The sequence below is a fragment of the Pseudomonas sp. LBUM1662 genome (genome assembly GCF_059695915.1).
This window is the reverse complement of the sequence record NZ_CP166793.1, coordinates 5,692,288-5,709,266: the sequence shown is the minus strand read 5'-3', so window position 1 is coordinate 5,709,266 and position 16,979 is coordinate 5,692,288. Positions and strand designations below refer to the sequence as shown.

The following is a 16,979-nucleotide window of genomic DNA, read 5'->3' as shown; positions in this document are numbered from 1 at the left end:
GATAAGAAGCAGCCCGAAATTGGGTCTGTAGCTCAGTTGGTTAGAGCGCACCCCTGATAAGGGTGAGGTCGGCAGTTCGAATCTGCCCAGACCCACCAATTTTTGTGTGGGAACCTGTAGCAATACGGGGCCATAGCTCAGCTGGGAGAGCGCCTGCCTTGCACGCAGGAGGTCAACGGTTCGATCCCGTTTGGCTCCACCACTACTGCTTCTGTTTGTTGAAAGCTTAGAAATGAGCATTCCATCGTGATGATGGTGAATGTTGATTTCTAGTCTTTGGCTAGATCGTTCTTTAAAAATTTGGGTATGTGATAGAAAGATAGACTGAACGTTACTTTCACTGGTAACGGATCAGGCTAAGGTAAAATTTGTGAGTGGCTCTTAATTGAGCGTGATCGAATTTTCGGCGAATGTCGTCTTCACAGTATAACCAGATTGCTTGGGGTTATATGGTCAAGTGAAGAAGCGCATACGGTGGATGCCTTGGCAGTCAGAGGCGATGAAAGACGTGGTAGCCTGCGAAAAGCTTCGGGGAGTCGGCAAACAGACTTTGATCCGGAGATGTCTGAATGGGGGAACCCAGCCATCATAAGATGGTTATCTTAAGCTGAATACATAGGCTTAAGAGGCGAACCAGGGGAACTGAAACATCTAAGTACCCTGAGGAAAAGAAATCAACCGAGATTCCCTTAGTAGTGGCGAGCGAACGGGGACTAGCCCTTAAGTGGCTTTGAGATTAGCGGAACGCTCTGGAAAGTGCGGCCATAGTGGGTGATAGCCCTGTACGCGAAAATCTCTTAGTCATGAAATCGAGTAGGACGGAGCACGAGAAACTTTGTCTGAATATGGGGGGACCATCCTCCAAGGCTAAATACTACTGACTGACCGATAGTGAACTAGTACCGTGAGGGAAAGGCGAAAAGAACCCCGGAGAGGGGAGTGAAATAGATCCTGAAACCGTATGCGTACAAGCAGTGGGAGCCCACTTTGTTGGGTGACTGCGTACCTTTTGTATAATGGGTCAGCGACTTATTTTCAGTGGCGAGCTTAACCGAATAGGGGAGGCGTAGCGAAAGCGAGTCTTAATAGGGCGTCTAGTCGCTGGGAATAGACCCGAAACCGGGCGATCTATCCATGGGCAGGTTGAAGGTTGGGTAACACTAACTGGAGGACCGAACCGACTACCGTTGAAAAGTTAGCGGATGACCTGTGGATCGGAGTGAAAGGCTAATCAAGCTCGGAGATAGCTGGTTCTCCTCGAAAGCTATTTAGGTAGCGCCTCATGTATCACTGTAGGGGGTAGAGCACTGTTTCGGCTAGGGGGTCATCCCGACTTACCAAACCGATGCAAACTCCGAATACCTACAAGTGCCGAGCATGGGAGACACACGGCGGGTGCTAACGTCCGTCGTGAAAAGGGAAACAACCCAGACCGTCAGCTAAGGTCCCAAAGTTATGGTTAAGTGGGAAACGATGTGGGAAGGCTTAGACAGCTAGGAGGTTGGCTTAGAAGCAGCCACCCTTTAAAGAAAGCGTAATAGCTCACTAGTCGAGTCGGCCTGCGCGGAAGATGTAACGGGGCTCAAACCATACACCGAAGCTACGGGTATCACTTAGGTGATGCGGTAGAGGAGCGTTCTGTAAGCCTGTGAAGGTGAGTTGAGAAGCTTGCTGGAGGTATCAGAAGTGCGAATGCTGACATGAGTAACGACAATGGGTGTGAAAAACACCCACGCCGAAAGACCAAGGTTTCCTGCGCAACGTTAATCGACGCAGGGTTAGTCGGTCCCTAAGGCGAGGCTGAAAAGCGTAGTCGATGGAAAACAGGTTAATATTCCTGTACTTCTGGTTATTGCGATGGAGGGACGGAGAAGGCTAGGCCAGCTTGGCGTTGGTTGTCCAAGTTTAAGGTGGTAGGCTGGAATCTTAGGTAAATCCGGGATTCTAAGGCCGAGAGCTGATGACGAGTGTTCTTTTAGAACACGAAGTGGTTGATGCCATGCTTCCAAGAAAAGCTTCTAAGCTTCAGGTAACCAGGAACCGTACCCCAAACCGACACAGGTGGTTGGGTAGAGAATACCAAGGCGCTTGAGAGAACTCGGGTGAAGGAACTAGGCAAAATGGCACCGTAACTTCGGGAGAAGGTGCGCCGGTGAGGGTGAAGCATTTACTGCGTAAGCCCATGCCGGTCGAAGATACCAGGCCGCTGCGACTGTTTATTAAAAACACAGCACTCTGCAAACACGAAAGTGGACGTATAGGGTGTGACGCCTGCCCGGTGCCGGAAGGTTAATTGATGGGGTTAGCTAACGCGAAGCTCTTGATCGAAGCCCCGGTAAACGGCGGCCGTAACTATAACGGTCCTAAGGTAGCGAAATTCCTTGTCGGGTAAGTTCCGACCTGCACGAATGGCGTAACGATGGCGGCGCTGTCTCCACCCGAGACTCAGTGAAATTGAAATCGCTGTGAAGATGCAGTGTATCCGCGGCTAGACGGAAAGACCCCGTGAACCTTTACTATAGCTTTGCACTGGACTTTGAATTTGCTTGTGTAGGATAGGTGGGAGGCTTTGAAGCGTGGACGCCAGTTCGCGTGGAGCCAACCTTGAAATACCACCCTGGCAACTTTGAGGTTCTAACTCAGGTCCGTTATCCGGATCGAGGACAGTGTATGGTGGGTAGTTTGACTGGGGCGGTCTCCTCCTAAAGAGTAACGGAGGAGTACGAAGGTGCGCTCAGACCGGTCGGAAATCGGTCGTAGAGTATAAAGGCAAAAGCGCGCTTGACTGCGAGACAGACACGTCGAGCAGGTACGAAAGTAGGTCTTAGTGATCCGGTGGTTCTGTATGGAAGGGCCATCGCTCAACGGATAAAAGGTACTCCGGGGATAACAGGCTGATACCGCCCAAGAGTTCATATCGACGGCGGTGTTTGGCACCTCGATGTCGGCTCATCACATCCTGGGGCTGAAGCCGGTCCCAAGGGTATGGCTGTTCGCCATTTAAAGTGGTACGCGAGCTGGGTTTAGAACGTCGTGAGACAGTTCGGTCCCTATCTGCCGTGGACGTTTGAGATTTGAGAGGGGCTGCTCCTAGTACGAGAGGACCGGAGTGGACGAACCTCTGGTGTTCCGGTTGTCACGCCAGTGGCATTGCCGGGTAGCTATGTTCGGAATAGATAACCGCTGAAAGCATCTAAGCGGGAAACTAGCCTCAAGATGAGATCTCACTGGGACCTTGAGTCCCCTGAAGGGCCGTCGAAGACTACGACGTTGATAGGTTGGGTGTGTAAGCGCTGTGAGGCGTTGAGCTAACCAATACTAATTGCCCGTGAGGCTTGACCATATAACACCCAAGCAATTTGCTTGCTTCGAGCCCAAAAGCGAAAGAGCACCAGATTGCGGTGTGTGAAGACGAAACGAACCGAAAGTTCGAGAGCTCACAAAACACCCGATCTATCACATACCCATTCGCTGGAGCGTGAACCCGCAAGGGCCCACGAACTGGCTACCGAATTTCTTGACGACCATAGAGCATTGGAACCACCTGATCCCATCCCGAACTCAGCAGTGAAACGATGCATCGCCGATGGTAGTGTGGGGTTTCCCCATGTGAGAGTAGGTCATCGTCAAGATTAAATTCCGAAACCCCAATTGCGAAAGCAGTTGGGGTTTTGTTTTGCCCGCAGGAAAGTACCTCTCCAACTACAGCACAAATTTGCACAGTTATTTTCGGGCCATGACACTAGAATAGGTCCAACTTTTTCGGAGTCAGAGCCTTTATGCCAGATCCGGTTGACGCCCCCGGGCTGTCAGAATTACCGCTGGACGACTTGGTGGCGTGCCATGAGTGTGACTTGCTGATGCGCAAGCCCGAACTCGCCCATGGCGAGAAAGCCCTATGCCCGCGCTGCGGTTACGAGCTCTATGCCCATCGACACAACGTGGTGCAGCGCAGCCTCGCGTTGGTCATCGCCGCTCTGTTGTTGTATGTCCCGGCGAACTTTTTACCCATCATGGAGCTCAATCTACTCGGGCAGTCGTCGCAAGACACCGTCTGGACCGGCGTTGTCGGTCTGTTCGATACCGGCATGCAAGGCGTCTCGGTGATTGTGTTCTTGTGCAGCATGGGCATTCCGTTGCTCAAGTTGCTCTGCCAGTTGGTCGTGCTGTTGAGCATCCGCTTTAATATCGGACGCAGTTACGGCTTGCTGCTCTACCGTATTTACCACCATCTACGGGACTGGGGGATGCTCGAGGTTTACCTCATGGGCGTACTGGTGGCGATCGTGAAACTGGCAGATATGGCAGCCATTACCGTAGGTCTTGGTTTGGCCTGCTTTATCAGTTTGTTGTTGGTCCAGGTCTGGCTGGAGGTTGTGATGTCGCCTCATCAGATCTGGCAGGCTTTGTCAGGAGAGGATGCCCATGCGGGCGATTGATGCAGGCATTCTGATTTGTACCGAATGCCATGAATTGAACAAGCAGGAAGCTGACACCGACGAACAAGTCTGTACCCGTTGTGGTGCCGTGGTGCACGCCCGTCGTCCGAACAGTCTGGTGCGTACCTGGGCGCTGCTCATCACTGCAGCGATTCTCTATATCCCGGCCAACGTGCTGCCGATCATGACCGTCAGCTCACTGGGGCAGGGCGATCCCAGCACCATCATGTCCGGTGTCATCCAACTGGTTCAGCACGGCATGATTCCGATCGCTGCCGTGGTTTTTATCGCCAGTATTCTGGTACCGACGTTCAAATTGGTGGGCATCGCGCTGCTGCTGTTTTCAGTACAGCGCCGCCAGCCACTCTCGGCACGCCAACGGATCTGGATGTATCGCTTTATCGAGTTCATCGGCCGCTGGTCGATGCTGGACATCTTTGTGATCGCCATCCTGGTGGCGGTCGTGAATTTCGGACGGCTTGCCAGCGTCGAAGCCAATCTTGGCGCCATCGCTTTCGCCAGTGTGGTGATTCTGACGATGCTTGCCGCAGTTACTTTCGATCCCCGACTGATTTGGGATAACACGGAGTCGGACGACGACCATGACTGATTTGCCTACAGCTAAAACCCGACCGGCCTCGAACTGGTCTGCCATCTGGGTGTTGCCTCTGATCGCCTTGATCATCGGCGGCTGGCTCGGCTGGCGTGCCTACAGCGAAACCGGCATCGAGATTCAAGTGCGTTTCGAAAGCGGTGAAGGCATTCAGGCCAACAAGACTGAAGTCGTCTACAAAGGCATGTCCGTCGGCAAGGTGAAAACCCTCAAACTCGATGATGAAGGCAGCTCCAAAGGAGTGATCGCCACGGTCGAGATGAACAAAGACGTGGAGCAATACCTCAAGACCAGCACCCGTTTCTGGCTGGTCAAACCCAGCGTGACCCTGGCCGGTATCACCGGGCTGGAAACATTGGTGTCCGGCAACTACGTGGCCATCAGCCCCGGCGAGGGCGAGCCGACACGCAAGTTCAAGGCCCTGGCCGAAGAGCCGCCGCTGTCGGATTCCCAGCCCGGTCTGCACCTCACCATCAAGGCTGATCGTCTCGGTTCACTGAATCGCGGCAGCCCGGTGTTCTACAAGCAGATCAAAGTCGGCCAGGTCAAAAGCTACTTGTTGTCGGAAGACCAAAGCACGGTCGAGCTCAAAGTCTTCATCGAGCCCACCTACGCCAATCTGGTGCGCAAACACACACGTTTCTGGAACGCCAGCGGCATCAGCATCGACGCCAACCTGTCCGGTGTGAAAGTGCGCAGCGAATCGCTCGCCAGCATCGTCGCCGGCGGTATTGCCTTCGCCACGCCGGAGAACCGCAAGGACAGCCCGCCCACCGATCCGAGCCTGCCGTTCCGTCTCTACGAGGACTTCGATGCCGCTGCTGCCGGTATCCGGGTCAAGGTCAAACTCAGCGATTTCGAAGGTCTGCAGGCCGGCCGTACACCGGTCATGTACAAAGGCATTCAGGTCGGCAACCTGAAAGCGCTGAAGGTCGATGCGGACCTGAATGCCGCCACCGCCGAATTGACGCTTGATCCACTGGCTGAGGATTACCTGGTCGAAGGCACTCAGTTCTGGGTGGTCAAACCGTCGATTTCCCTCGCGGGCATCACCGGCCTGGAAGCCTTGGTCAAAGGTAACTACATTGCCGTGCGACCGGGCGACAAAGGCGCCGCGCCGCAACGTGAGTTCGTGGCCAGGCCCAAGGCGCCGCCGCTGGACCTGCGTTCGCCCGGGCTGCACCTGGTGTTGTTCACCGAAAACCTGGGATCGCTGGAAGTCGGCAGTCCGATTCTCTACAAGCAGGTCAAGGTCGGTTCGGTGCAGAGCTATCAGTTCTCCAAGAAGAAGAAACAACTGGTGATCGGTGTCCACATCGAGAAGGAATACGAAGGGCTGGTCAACGCGTCGACTCGCTTCTGGAACGCTAGTGGCATCACGCTCACCGGCGGATTGACTGGCGGAATACAGGTCAAAAGCGAGTCGCTGCAAAGCCTGATGGCCGGCGGTATCGCTTTCGAAACCCCGGAAGCCAAGGCGCCGTTGCAGAAGCGCATTCCACGTTTCCGCCTGTTCGCCAGCCATGAGGAGGCCAATCAGAAAGGCACCGTGGTCACGATCAAGGTCGATCGCGCCGATGGTTTGCACAGCGGCACCCCCGTGAGATTCAAAGGCCTGGATGTCGGTAAAATTGAAGACGTCGACCTCAGTGATGACCTGCAGTCGGTGATGCTCACCGCGCGCATCACCGAAGTGCCGGAGCGCATTGCCAGGGTTGGCAGTCAGTTCTGGGTGGTCAAGCCCGAGCTGGGTCTGATCAAGACTTCGAACCTGGAAACCCTGGTCACCGGCCAATACATTGAAGTGCAGCCGGCACCGAAGAACCTCGGTCCGCAGAAGAACTTTGTCGCCTTGGCCACTGCGCCGGAATCGGCCAAACAGGAAGCCGGTTTGAGTCTGGTTCTGAGCGCCGCTCGCCGTGGTTCACTGAAAACCGGTGTGCCGGTGACGTATCGCGAAGTCACCGTGGGCAAAGTGACGGGCTATGAATTGGGCCAGACCGCTGACCGTGTGTTGGTGCACATTCTGATCGAGCCGAAGTACGCGCCGTTGGTGCGCAGTGGAACGCGTTTCTGGAACACCAGCGGTTTCGGTTTTGATTACGGCTTGTTCAAAGGCGCGACGGTCAGAACTGAATCCCTGGAAACGTTGATTCAGGGTGGCATCGCCTTCGCTACGCCGGACGGTGATCGCATGGGCAGCCCGGCGCGGCCTGAGCAGACGTTCCCGTTGTTCGACAAGTTTGAAGATGAGTGGCTGACCTGGGCGCCGAAGATTTCACTCGGTAAATAGCAAGAACTTGATTGGGCGTCTGTGAGGCCGCCTTCGCGGGCAAGCCCGCTCCCACAGGGATTTATGGTGTTGCATAAGCTGCATTAACACCGCAAATCCCGTGGGAGCGGGCTTGCCCGCGAAGAGGCCCTGAAGTCCACTACACATGCCATAAAAAAGGCCGCGATCCAGTGGATCGCGGCCTTTTTATTGCCTTCGATTTAACGCCAAATCAAACCGCATCCAGCTCCGGCTCATCAGCTTCAACGTTAACCACAGCCTTCACCTCATCGTGACGGCGAATGTACTTCCAGTCCGCCTCGTCGATGTAGATCCCGTTCGGCCCGCTGCCACCTTCCAGGTCAATCGCGACACTGGCGCAGACCTGCGGCTTCACACTCGCCAGGATCGGCACGAAGCCCAGTTGCAGGCTGGTTTCCAGCAACGCTGCCTGGTTCTTCTCGTCGATGTCCGCCGCCTCGTCGAGGTAGTACGGCAGGCGCACGCGACCGGCCTGGTCGCGGTCCATCAGGTGCAGCAACAAGTACATGTTGGTCAGCGCCTTGATGGTCATCGTCGTGCCGTTGGACGCTGCGCCGTCGATGTCGGTGTGGATCACCGGTTGACCGTTGACCTTGGTGATCTCGAACGCCAGTTCGAACAAGTCCTTGAGGCCGAGCTGGTTGTGGTTCGCCGCCACCAGACGCGCCAGGTATTCCTTGGCTTCTTCGTTCTTGTTGTCCTGATCGGCACTTTGGCTCAGGTCGAAGACGGAGAGGGTTTCGCCTTCTTCGTACTGGCCGGCGCTGTGGATGATCTGGTCGATGTGCTTGAGCGCTTCCTTGTTCGGCGCGAGCACGATGCGGAAGCTCTGCAGGTTGGAGACCTGACGCTTGTTGATCTCGCGGTTGAACAGCGCCAGTTGATGCTCAAGGCTGTCGTAGTCGCTGCGGATGTTGCGCAGGGTCCGGGCGATGTCGGTGACCGCCGCACGACGTGCCTTGCCGAGGGTCAGCGCTTCGTCGGTGCGGTGTGCGTAAGCGTTGATCAGCAGTTGCAGGCGACGCTCCATATCGTCTTCGCTGTCGAACTTGGCCACGCCCTTGAGGCGGACCTGAGCGTACAGCGCCTCGATCTGACCGTCGCTGCGCTGCAAACCCTGCCAGCTGTCCTGATAGTCATTGAGCAGCGGCAGCAGGTTGTCCATGGAATCGTCGATCGGGTCCATGAACGGCGTGCCGAACGGCAGGTCTGCCGGCAACAGCTGACGGCGGCGCAGGGCGTCGTCGAGGGTGCGTTGCTTGGCTTCCATGTCGCCGATCTGGCGGCCGACCAGTTGCAGCTTGGCCGACAGCTGCTGGACACGTTCGGTGAAGGCATCGCTGGAGCGCTTCAATTCGTCCTGCGCCGCTTCCATCTGCGCCAGTTGCTCAAGCTTGTCGCCTTCCTCGGCGCTCAGGGTCTGCGCGCGGCGGAAATCCTCCAGGGCTTTCTGCGCGTCCAGCACTTGCTGGTACAGCGCTTCGGTCTGGGTCTTGCTCGCGGCGCGGTCGGCGGCCACGGCTTGCTGGGTTTTCAGTTGCTTGAGTTCTTTGTCCAGACGCTCTTTCTGATCGCGCAATGCTGCGCGGTCAGCCAGGGCTTGCAGGGCTGGCGGCTCGATGTGCGAGATGTCGATGGACAGGCCCGGCACTTCGAAACGCTCACCTTTGAAGCCGTCGAGGATCAGCTCCATGGATTTGACCCACTGACCGTCCTCGTCCAGCGTAATGCCGTGTTCGCCCAGCGGCAGGCTGAACAGTGCGCTGTTGAACAAGCGCATCAGGCGCTCGACGTCCTGTTGCGAGAATTCCTCGCGCAGACGGGCGTAGCTGTTGTTGTCGGCGTGATCGAGTTGTTGCTTCACCGACTTCAGGCGTTTTTCCAGATCCCGCAGACGTTCTTCCAGGTCTTCGGCGCTGAACTGTCGCGACTGGGCCAGTGCACCGGCCAGTTCGTCGTGCGCGTCCTTGGCCGCGAGCAGTTGCTGCTCCAGCACTTTGACGTCATCGACCAACGCGAACCGATTCTTCAGCGCCGAGAGCTCGCCGAGCCAGCGCTGAATGCCGGTGATTTCCCGCTCCAGACGCATCAGCTCCTGAGTGCCGCCGCGCTGATCGTTTTGCAGCGCGTCCTGCTCGTTGCGGTAGTGCTCGGCCTGAATCGTCAGCTCTTCCTTGCGCGCACTGGCGTAGTCCGACCAGGTGCCGAGCAAGGAGTCGAGCAGCGGCGAGATCCGGTGCAGCTTGCCGCGCAGGATATTGCGCTGGGTCACGCCAGCGGCTAGGGCTTCAACCAGCGGGCCGGCGGTGACCAGCGAGTTGTAGTCCTGTTCCATGCGACGTACATCGCGGAACGCTTCTTCGCACGCGGCGATGTAATCGACGCTGCCAGAACGCAGGCTGTGTTCAAACGCATCGAGGAACAGCTGCTTGAGCTTGGCCGCGGTGATTTCGCGCATGTGCAGCAAGTTGATGAACAGCGCGCGGAAGGTCTTCAGGCTCTGCTCGCTGGTGGAGCGCAGCGGGATCAGCGTCAGGTCCAGCGGGATCGAGGTGTGGCCGCCAACCAGCAAACGGCGCAGTTCATCCGGTTTCAGCTCGTAGGCTTTCAGGCCTTCGCGTTCAAGGTTGGTGAACAGCTCTTTCTGGCGCAGGCAGGTGTCGTTCTTCTGGTAATGCGCCAGGTCCAGTTTGCCGGCATAGGCAAAGAACTGGTGACCGAAACCACCGCCCGGGCCGCGACCGACCACGCCGATCACGTGCGGACCGTGGGGCAGCGAGACTTCAACGAGGATGTAACTGGTGTCCGAGGCGAAGTAGAAACGCCGGGATTGTTCCAGGCTGTACTTGCCGAAACTCATGTCCGACATGCGCGCCAGGATCGGGAACTGCAAGGCGTTGATCGATGCGGATTTACCAAGGTTGTTCGCGCCGTAAACCGACAACGGTTCTTCCAGCGGGAACAGGCCGAGGCTGTAACCGGCGGTGTTCAAAAGGGCAAAGCGGCGAATGCCGTAGCGTTCCTTGCTCATGCGTCGGTCTCCTGTTCTTCGGCAATGGCGCGGGCCATGGCGTCTTCTTCGCTTTCTTCTTCGAAGTCACTCAAATCCAGCGGGTCATCGGTTTCCAACAGCTTTTCGTCGCTGTCGTCATCGATCAGCACCGGCACTGGCAGAGGCAAGACGCTGTGCAGGCTGGCCGCCAGATCACGGTCCTGTTGAACCGACAGGCAGACATCGAGGAAACGGTGCATCGGCGGCAGGAAACGGTAGACGCCGTTTTCTTCGCCGGCAAAACCCAGCTGGGTCATGCGGCGCATGATTTTTTCTTCGAGTTCTTCGACGGTCTGTACTTCGGCCTGGATAAACAGGTCGCGGTACTTTTCCAGCAAGGACGGCAATTCATCGCGGCCAAGGCTGCCACCATCCAGCACGGCGACCGGGTCTCGGCCCTGATCCGCCAGATGCTCGACGAGGATGAAGGTGAACAGTGCCAGACGCTGCGCAGTCTTGTTCACCGCCGCAGCGGCCAGGTCCGGCACGAAGTAGTAGAAACCGCGAGTGTCGCAGACCAGCTCATAGCCCAGCGCCCGGAACAGCGTGCGGTACTGGTCCTGGAAGTTCGACAGTTGCGCGTACAGCTCCGGATCGCGGCGGCTGACGTGGTAGCCCTTGAACAGTTCGCGGAAGATCGGCGCAAGCTGGGACAGTTCGGATAGATCAAGATGCATTTGGGATGCTCGCAGAATCCTCGGCGGCGGTGTCGCGGGCCGAGAGCAGGGCGAAGGAGCGCAGGCTGACCTGATGCTCGTGAGTGTGGTAATCGCGGCGTTCCAGACGCTCGCGCTTGAAGCGTTTTTCCCGCGACAGGCGCGAGAACCAGTAAAGCAATTCGTCGGTGGCGCCGTCCGGTTCCTGCTCCAGGAGCCAGGTCATCAGGTCCGGCATCGGCAGGGCGTCTTCGCAGCGTTCGAGCATTTCCCGAACCGTGCGTGGCGCGCGCGGTGCTTCGCCTTTCTGGGTCTTGTGGGCCTTGGGGAAGCGTGCCGGTTTCGGCTCGAAACGGGCCAGCGCGTAAACGTAGGCTTCGACTTGACTGGCGCTGCCGAGGAAGGTGCTTTGCGGCCGGGTGAACATCGGCATCGCTGCTTGCGGCACCGCATCGATGCCTTTACGGCGAATGGCCGACAGGGCCAACGCGGCGCCACGGGTCACGGCGTTGTGACGACGGGCTTCTTCACGCAATGGCAGCAGCAGTTCGCGGGCATGACGCAGGGTCAACTGGGCGCTGGTCTGCATTTCGAGGATGCGCGCGTGTGTGCGCAGCAGCATGTCGTCGTCGACCAGATGCCCGAGGCGTTGCTGTTCGGTGAGCATCTTCAGCAAGACGTTTTCGACCTTGCGTACACCTTGCTCGAAAGCGCCGTCGGCGTTGACCAACTGAATCATCGGCTCGACGTATTCGTCCCAGGTTGCCAGCACTTCAGCGTAACGCTGACGCAGCGGGATCTGCCGGTCGCTGGTTTTAGCGCGTTCGGCGACGGCCACCAGGGCCTGTTCGTCGTTGGCCAGTTTCTTCAGAACGTCACGCACGCGCATGTCGAGCAGACGCAACTGGCGCGCCAGGTCGTGGCCGTCGCGGATGTCGAAGGCGTCCTGGATATAACCGGCCAGGCGTTCGAGGTGGCGCAGATAGGCTTCGATTTCCAGGCACAGGCCCAGACGGTGCTCACGGCGCAGGTAAGCGAGGAAGTCGTGGATCTGCGCGTTGAGCTCGAAACGGTTCGGGCTTTTCGCCACGGGAACCAGAATGTCGAGGCGGATCCACACATCCAGCAGGCTGGTGATGTCCTGCGGCGTACTGTCGAGTTGCTGGGCGGCCAACTGTGAACGCAGTTCGTTGAGGCTCAAGGTGCCCTGGTCGAAGTGCTCGCACAGTGGCTCCAGAAGTGCCCAGTGTTCAGCGAGGGCGCGCAAGACGCGCTTGGGTTCGATCATCGGAATGGCCGGCTGGTTGGCGATTAAAAGCCGCGATTGTACTGCATCGGGACCGATGCGATTCACTCTCGGGACGGGCTGTAGCTGTTTCTAAGGGAAAGAGTATCGATCAAGCGCGGGCGATCTTGAGCGAAGGGCGGTAGAATCACCGCACTTTAGTTATCCACAAGTGGCCGACCTTTGCTAATCGAGTCCCGTCGCCGCGCTTATTTGACCGCCATGCAGGTGGTCAACTGGCTGCCGCGCACCGAACTGCCCTTTGCCGCGCCTTCGCGTCCCGAGTTGCTGGAGATGCCGGAGCCTTTGGTCGTTGCGCCGGTGGTGCCTGCCTCTGCGCCAGCCCCTGCCGTCAAGGTAGCCGCTGCGCCGGTTGCAGCGCCGACGGAGCGGGTCAAGATCGAGGTGCCGCGCCCCTCGTTGGCCAGCACACGCACGAACGCCAAGGTCGAAGAAGAGGTCGCGCCGGTCGTCGCCAAGGCGCCGGTTGTGCCGCCACCGCGTTTTTCCCTGCAATTGCTGCGCGCCGGTCGCTGCCTGCTGTTGGTCGAGTTACCCACAGGCGAACCGTTCCAGACCCGCGATCCTGCCTATCTGCTGCTCAAGGACATGCTGCGCGCCGCCGGTCTGCCAGACAGCCCGCAGATCATCGGCGAGCCGGTTCGCTGGCCTCTGCTGGCCCGGGGCACCATGGATCAGGGCCCGGAAGCCGCTCGGGACTTCGTGCAAGGTTTCCTCTCGGCCCGACTGGAAGACGCACCGTGCGTTTGCGTCTGGCTGATCGGCCTGCCGGCCGTGCGTTTTGCCGGTGAAGCGAATGCCGAATCCTTCAATCGCGAACTCCAGGTCGAAGGCTTGGGCTCGGTCTGGGCCCTGCCGGGTCTGGAATTATTAATGGAAGAGCCACAGCGTAAGGCTGATGTCTGGCAAGCCATGCGTCGGCTGATGGCGCGCTGGAAAGAATCAAATGAGTGACGCTGTATCGTTCCGCCCGATGACCGAGGCGGACCTGGACGCTGTACTGAAAATCGAATACGCGGCGTACAGCCACCCCTGGACCCGCGGGATTTTCCTGGATGGGCTGGGCAAGTACCAGATCTGGCTGATGTTCGAAGGGCAGCAGCAGGTCGGTCATGGCGTGGTACAGATCATTCTGGATGAAGCGCATCTGCTCAACATCACCGTCAAACCGGAGAATCAGGGCCGTGGACTGGGTTTGACGCTGCTGGAGCATTTGATGTCCCGGGCGTATGACGCCAAGGCGCGGGAGTGTTTCCTGGAAGTGCGCGACAGCAACCGTGGGGCGTTCAAGTTGTATGAGCGGTACGGGTTTAACGAGATTGGCCGTCGTCGGGATTACTACCCGGCGGTGGGTGGGCGGGAAGATGCGGTGGTCATGGCCTGCACGCTGGTTGACTGAGCCTTTTTGAAAGCTTCGCGGGCAAGCCTCGCTCCTACAGGATTGGTGGCGTGACCACTAATCCTGTAGGAGCGAGGCTTGCCCGCGAAGGCGTCCTGATTGACATCAACGATCAACGATTACCATCCATCGGATCCCGCCGCGCCAGCTCCTCTTCATCCAAACCATTACCCCCGCCAATATCGTCCTCATCGACAATGCTCAAATCCCAATCCGCCTGATCGCCTTCACCGGCCTCATGGGCATCCCGCGCGCCGTCTTCAAGAATCAATGTTTCCGGGCTCATGTCATCATCGGTAGACTCATGGTCGTCGGTCGAAGCCCCCGTCATACCTGCTTCACGCACGCGTTCGCGAGGCATCAGGCGCTCGCGCTCGGCTTCCGGCAGTTCGTCGCCGATTTTCGCGCTGGGCTCTTCCTCGTCGAAATCCAGCTCGTTCATCGAGCCCATGCGGTCTTCGTTGTCATCGATGGGCTCGGGCTGCACCGCATCGTACGGACGTCGTGAATCAGTCATGGCAATTCCTCATACTGTGGGCCTTACTAGGGTGGACCCACTGAACTCCTGAGAATTCCACCGGCCATACTTGCATCAAGCGCGTGACCCCGACGGGCGGTTGTCTGTCAAACCAGCGCATCATTCTTGAGGCTTTACAGCATGAACGAATTACAAGATCTGATTGATAACAACGAACGCTGGGCCGAGGCGATCAAGCAGGAAGATCCGGACTTCTTCTCCAAGCTGGCCCGTCAACAAACGCCGGAATACTTGTGGATTGGCTGTTCCGACGCCCGGGTGCCGGCCAACGAGATCGTCGGCATGCTGCCCGGCGACCTGTTCGTCCACCGCAACGTCGCCAACGTGGTGCTGCACACCGACCTCAACTGCCTGTCGGTGATTCAGTACGCGGTCGACGTGCTCAAGGTCAAACACATCCTCGTGACCGGCCACTATGGCTGCGGTGGTGTGCGCGCCTCGATGCAGGACCGTCAGTTGGGCCTGATCGACGGCTGGCTGCGCTCGATTCGTGACCTCTATTACGAAAAGCGCGAAGAACTGGCCGAGTTGCCGACCGAAGAAGAACGGGTCGACCGTCTCTGCGAGCTCAACGTGATTCAGCAAGTGGCCAACGTCGGCCATACCAGCATTGTGCAAAACGCCTGGCATCGCGGGCAGAACCTGTCGATCCACGGTTGCATCTATGGCATCAAGGACGGTCGCTGGAAAAGCCTGAACACGACGATCAGCGGTTTTGAGCAATTGCCGCCGCAGTACCGACTGCGTCCGGTCGAGACGCAGTAACGCCGTTCAGCAAAGACTGCGCCGACGCCAGTGGTGGAAATACAACTGGCCGTCGGCGTTTGGCGGTTCGTCGTAGCCGCAGATCCACTCTCGGCATTCGGGACAGCCACAACAGCAGGCGAACTGGCGCAGCAACTTGTCTTCGGTTGTGGCGAAGTCCATGGTCAGGTGATCGCCTTTGCGGATGTCCTTCAGCGCCCATAGCCACAGCTCGCTCATGTCGAAAAAGACGTTGGGGCCGCAGGAGTGTTCCAGCAGTCCGCTGAAATGCGGGTCGTAGATGTGAATGCCCGGCGCCAGCTGCCGGGTATGCGGATTGCGGTAAGGCAGTAAATGCCCCGACACGCGACAGATTCGGCTGATCCGTGGGAAATCGCGCAGGGCCGCAATGGCCGCCGCCGATCCACTGGCGTTGTAGATAATCTCGAAATCGTCCCGGGCAGGAAATCCAAGGCTCAGCGCAAGCTCTGCGAATGGATAGATTCCATCGGGAGGTTGCGCAACGGTCTCGGGCAGGGAGGCAGGTTTCATAACGATCCTTGTCGGCAGCGCGTTGCGACTTCCGAAGCCGACGATCATGTCAGCCCTGCAACACAGAGGTTTACCTCAAGATCTCGCAAATGAAACGAGGGGTCTACTGTCAGAACTGACAGGAGCAAAGTGCGCTTTTGCGCGTCAGCCATCGCTCACGCGCAAAAGTGCAAGGACGACTACAGCGCAGGCGCCGGAGCCGCCGTCACAGGTGCCGGGGCTTGCAGCTGTTTAAGCTGCGACTGGATCGGCGTGGTCGCGCACTTGGCCACGGCTTGTTCCGGCGTCAGGTTGCGGATCGAGGTGTAGAACAGCTCGCAGGTTTTCGCTTTCTGGGTCACTTGCCACGTCTGCGTGCAGCTTTTCAGCTGAACGGTCGGGTCGGTCCCGGGCTTGCTGCCCATGCCGGCCTGCCAGCAGGCGGCGCTCAAATCCTGGCCCATGACTTTCAGTCCCGCCGCATCAGCCTTGGCCTGAGCATCGTCGCCGGTGTAGCTCTCCGGGTTGGCGGCGTACCAGATGTAGCTCGGGTGGTTGGAACCCAGCACGGGCACCTTCACCCCGGCGCTCGGGCTGATGGTGGCCAGGCCCAGTACATCAACGGTTGGCCCGTATTGCTGCTTGATCCAGTTACGCACCGGCGCGCCGAACGCGACCATCGGCAACGCGGCACCGCGGGCGTTCTGGCTGACTTCCTTGACCATGGTGGTCTGGTAATCCTTGAAGTAGCCGTAGACCCCTTCCAGATCCTTGCCAGCACTGGCCGGCGCCGCAATCGGCGCAATGTCGATGATGGTCTGGTAGCCCGGCGTCTGATCGGCGGGGATACCGTTGTCCGTCAGCAGCGTGGCCCAGCGATCCGTGGTGGCGGAACGCAGGTAATCCTGGGCCTGCGTCAGGGAGTAATCCGGCGGAAAATGCAGCAGTTCGACGCTCTTGCGGTTTTCCAGGGCCATGCCCAACGGCAGGAACAGATACCAGCTGTAAGCCCACTTGCCATCAACGTTGAGTTTTTTGGCGCCCGTGTAGGCCAGATCACCGGCATTGAGCAGCGCGGCCAACGGTTTTTCGTAACCCTTCGGCACACCGCTGATGTCGGCATAGAGCTGACCGTTATCGGTTTTTACCCGCACTTTCGCGGCGCTGTAACCATCGCGCTGCACGCTTTGGGTCAGGTAGTGCTCGACGGTCTGCTCAAGCGTCCAGTTGCGGAAACAGACGACGTTGCAGTTGTTGGGGTAGGCGAACAGCCGCGTGACGCGTTCGGTGCTGCCCAGTTTCAGATCGACATTGGCGTGGGCCGCGGCACTCAGGGTGAGGGCCGCGAGGGTAAGTCCTGTCAGTTTGAACATGCTCAGATCCTTTT

At 58.2% G+C, this 16,979-nt stretch carries 12 protein-coding genes, 2 tRNA genes and 2 rRNA genes; 10 read left to right on the top strand and 6 right to left on the bottom strand.

From position 1 onward, the window contains the following. The first annotated feature begins 21 nt into the window (after nt 1-21). From ACA049_RS25945 to ACA049_RS25915, 7 genes are all read left to right on the top strand, one after another. A tRNA-Ile gene (locus ACA049_RS25945) sits at nt 22-98 on the top strand. A gap of 28 nt (nt 99-126) precedes the next feature. Then, nucleotides 127-202, top strand: a tRNA-Ala gene (locus ACA049_RS25940). Nucleotides 203-451: 249 nt separating this feature from the next. Beyond that, a 23S ribosomal RNA gene (locus tag ACA049_RS25935) occupies nt 452-3,343 on the top strand. Between the two features lie 173 nt (nt 3,344-3,516). Then, nucleotides 3,517-3,632, top strand: a 5S ribosomal RNA gene (gene rrf / locus ACA049_RS25930). Nucleotides 3,633-3,779: 147 nt separating this feature from the next. Further along, complete coding sequence (locus tag ACA049_RS25925; protein ID WP_497330892.1) at nt 3,780-4,439, top strand: paraquat-inducible protein A; 660 nt, start codon at nt 3,780-3,782, stop codon at nt 4,437-4,439. Continuing rightward, complete coding sequence (locus ACA049_RS25920; protein ID WP_497330890.1) at nt 4,426-5,049, top strand: paraquat-inducible protein A; 624 nt, start codon at nt 4,426-4,428, stop codon at nt 5,047-5,049. The genes ACA049_RS25925 and ACA049_RS25920 overlap by 14 nt, the downstream gene beginning before the upstream one ends. Continuing rightward, a complete protein-coding gene (locus ACA049_RS25915) occupies nt 5,042-7,345 on the top strand; it encodes a PqiB family protein (protein WP_497330888.1) in 2,304 nt (767 codons plus the stop codon). Before ACA049_RS25920 ends, ACA049_RS25915 begins: the two co-directional genes overlap by 8 nt. Nucleotides 7,346-7,556: 211 nt before the next feature. Here the strand turns inward: ACA049_RS25915 and mksF are convergent, their stop codons facing one another. From mksF to mksB, 3 genes are read right to left on the bottom strand one after another with little or no spacing between them, the layout of a single operon-like run. Then, nucleotides 7,557-10,397 (bottom strand): Mks condensin complex protein MksF, encoded by a 2,841-nt coding sequence (gene mksF / locus ACA049_RS25910; RefSeq protein WP_403108330.1) that lies wholly within the window; start codon nt 10,395-10,397, stop codon nt 7,557-7,559. Continuing rightward, entirely contained in the window at nt 10,394-11,095 is a 702-nt protein-coding gene (gene mksE, locus ACA049_RS25905; RefSeq protein WP_497330886.1) for an Mks condensin complex protein MksE, read from the bottom strand. The genes mksF and mksE overlap by 4 nt, the downstream gene beginning before the upstream one ends. Continuing rightward, the gene (mksB, locus tag ACA049_RS25900) at nt 11,085-12,362 is read right to left on the bottom strand and encodes an Mks condensin complex protein MksB (protein ID WP_429528436.1); all 1,278 of its coding nucleotides are present in this window, start codon (nt 12,360-12,362) and stop codon (nt 11,085-11,087) included. Before mksB ends, mksE begins: the two co-directional genes overlap by 11 nt. A gap of 219 nt (nt 12,363-12,581) precedes the next feature. Between mksB and ACA049_RS25895 the strand changes: the two genes are divergently transcribed. Continuing rightward, a complete protein-coding gene (locus ACA049_RS25895; protein ID WP_497336981.1) occupies nt 12,582-13,334 on the top strand; it encodes an energy transducer TonB in 753 nt (250 codons plus the stop codon). Then, on the top strand, nt 13,327-13,779 hold the full coding sequence (gene rimI, locus ACA049_RS25890; RefSeq protein WP_008145534.1) for a ribosomal protein S18-alanine N-acetyltransferase: 453 nt from the start codon (nt 13,327-13,329) through the stop codon (nt 13,777-13,779). The genes ACA049_RS25895 and rimI overlap by 8 nt, the downstream gene beginning before the upstream one ends. Nucleotides 13,780-13,891: 112 nt before the next feature. Here rimI and ACA049_RS25885 read toward each other — a convergent pair whose 3' ends face one another. Beyond that, nucleotides 13,892-14,296 (bottom strand): serine kinase/phosphatase, encoded by a 405-nt coding sequence (locus tag ACA049_RS25885; RefSeq protein ID WP_497330884.1) that lies wholly within the window; start codon nt 14,294-14,296, stop codon nt 13,892-13,894. Nucleotides 14,297-14,437: 141 nt separating this feature from the next. Here ACA049_RS25885 and can point away from each other — a divergent pair, with 141 nt between their 5' ends. Next, nucleotides 14,438-15,082, top strand: coding sequence for a carbonate dehydratase (gene can / locus ACA049_RS25880; protein WP_497330882.1), 645 nt, complete (start codon nt 14,438-14,440; stop codon nt 15,080-15,082). Between the two features lie 6 nt (nt 15,083-15,088). On the opposite strand, the gene ACA049_RS25875 is transcribed toward can, so the two are convergent. Together ACA049_RS25875 and ACA049_RS25870 are read right to left on the bottom strand one after the other, a co-directional pair. Then, the gene (locus ACA049_RS25875) at nt 15,089-15,613 is read right to left on the bottom strand and encodes a lysine methyltransferase (RefSeq protein ID WP_497330880.1); all 525 of its coding nucleotides are present in this window, start codon (nt 15,611-15,613) and stop codon (nt 15,089-15,091) included. Nucleotides 15,614-15,792: 179 nt separating this feature from the next. Next, a complete protein-coding gene (locus ACA049_RS25870; RefSeq protein WP_497330878.1) occupies nt 15,793-16,965 on the bottom strand; it encodes a hypothetical protein in 1,173 nt (390 codons plus the stop codon). Nucleotides 16,966-16,979 lie beyond the last annotated feature (14 nt).

Bases quoted from the DNA above. Each gene is read 5' to 3' on its own strand.
- ACA049_RS25925 (WP_497330892.1), top strand. From the start codon at position 3,780: ATGCCAGATCCGGTTGACGCCCCCGGGCTGTCAGAATTACCGCTGGAC.
- ACA049_RS25920 (WP_497330890.1), top strand. From the start codon at position 4,426: ATGCGGGCGATTGATGCAGGCATTCTGATTTGTACCGAATGCCATGAA.
- ACA049_RS25915 (WP_497330888.1), top strand. From the start codon at position 5,042: ATGACTGATTTGCCTACAGCTAAAACCCGACCGGCCTCGAACTGGTCT.
- mksF (WP_403108330.1), bottom strand. From the start codon at position 10,397: ATGAGCAAGGAACGCTACGGCATTCGCCGCTTTGCCCTTTTGAACACC.
- mksE (WP_497330886.1), bottom strand. From the start codon at position 11,095: ATGCATCTTGATCTATCCGAACTGTCCCAGCTTGCGCCGATCTTCCGC.
- mksB (WP_429528436.1), bottom strand. From the start codon at position 12,362: ATGATCGAACCCAAGCGCGTCTTGCGCGCCCTCGCTGAACACTGGGCA.
- ACA049_RS25895 (WP_497336981.1), top strand. From the start codon at position 12,582: ATGCAGGTGGTCAACTGGCTGCCGCGCACCGAACTGCCCTTTGCCGCG.
- rimI (WP_008145534.1), top strand. From the start codon at position 13,327: ATGAGTGACGCTGTATCGTTCCGCCCGATGACCGAGGCGGACCTGGAC.
- ACA049_RS25885 (WP_497330884.1), bottom strand. From the start codon at position 14,296: ATGACTGATTCACGACGTCCGTACGATGCGGTGCAGCCCGAGCCCATC.
- can (WP_497330882.1), top strand. From the start codon at position 14,438: ATGAACGAATTACAAGATCTGATTGATAACAACGAACGCTGGGCCGAG.
- ACA049_RS25875 (WP_497330880.1), bottom strand. From the start codon at position 15,613: ATGAAACCTGCCTCCCTGCCCGAGACCGTTGCGCAACCTCCCGATGGA.
- ACA049_RS25870 (WP_497330878.1), bottom strand. From the start codon at position 16,965: ATGTTCAAACTGACAGGACTTACCCTCGCGGCCCTCACCCTGAGTGCC.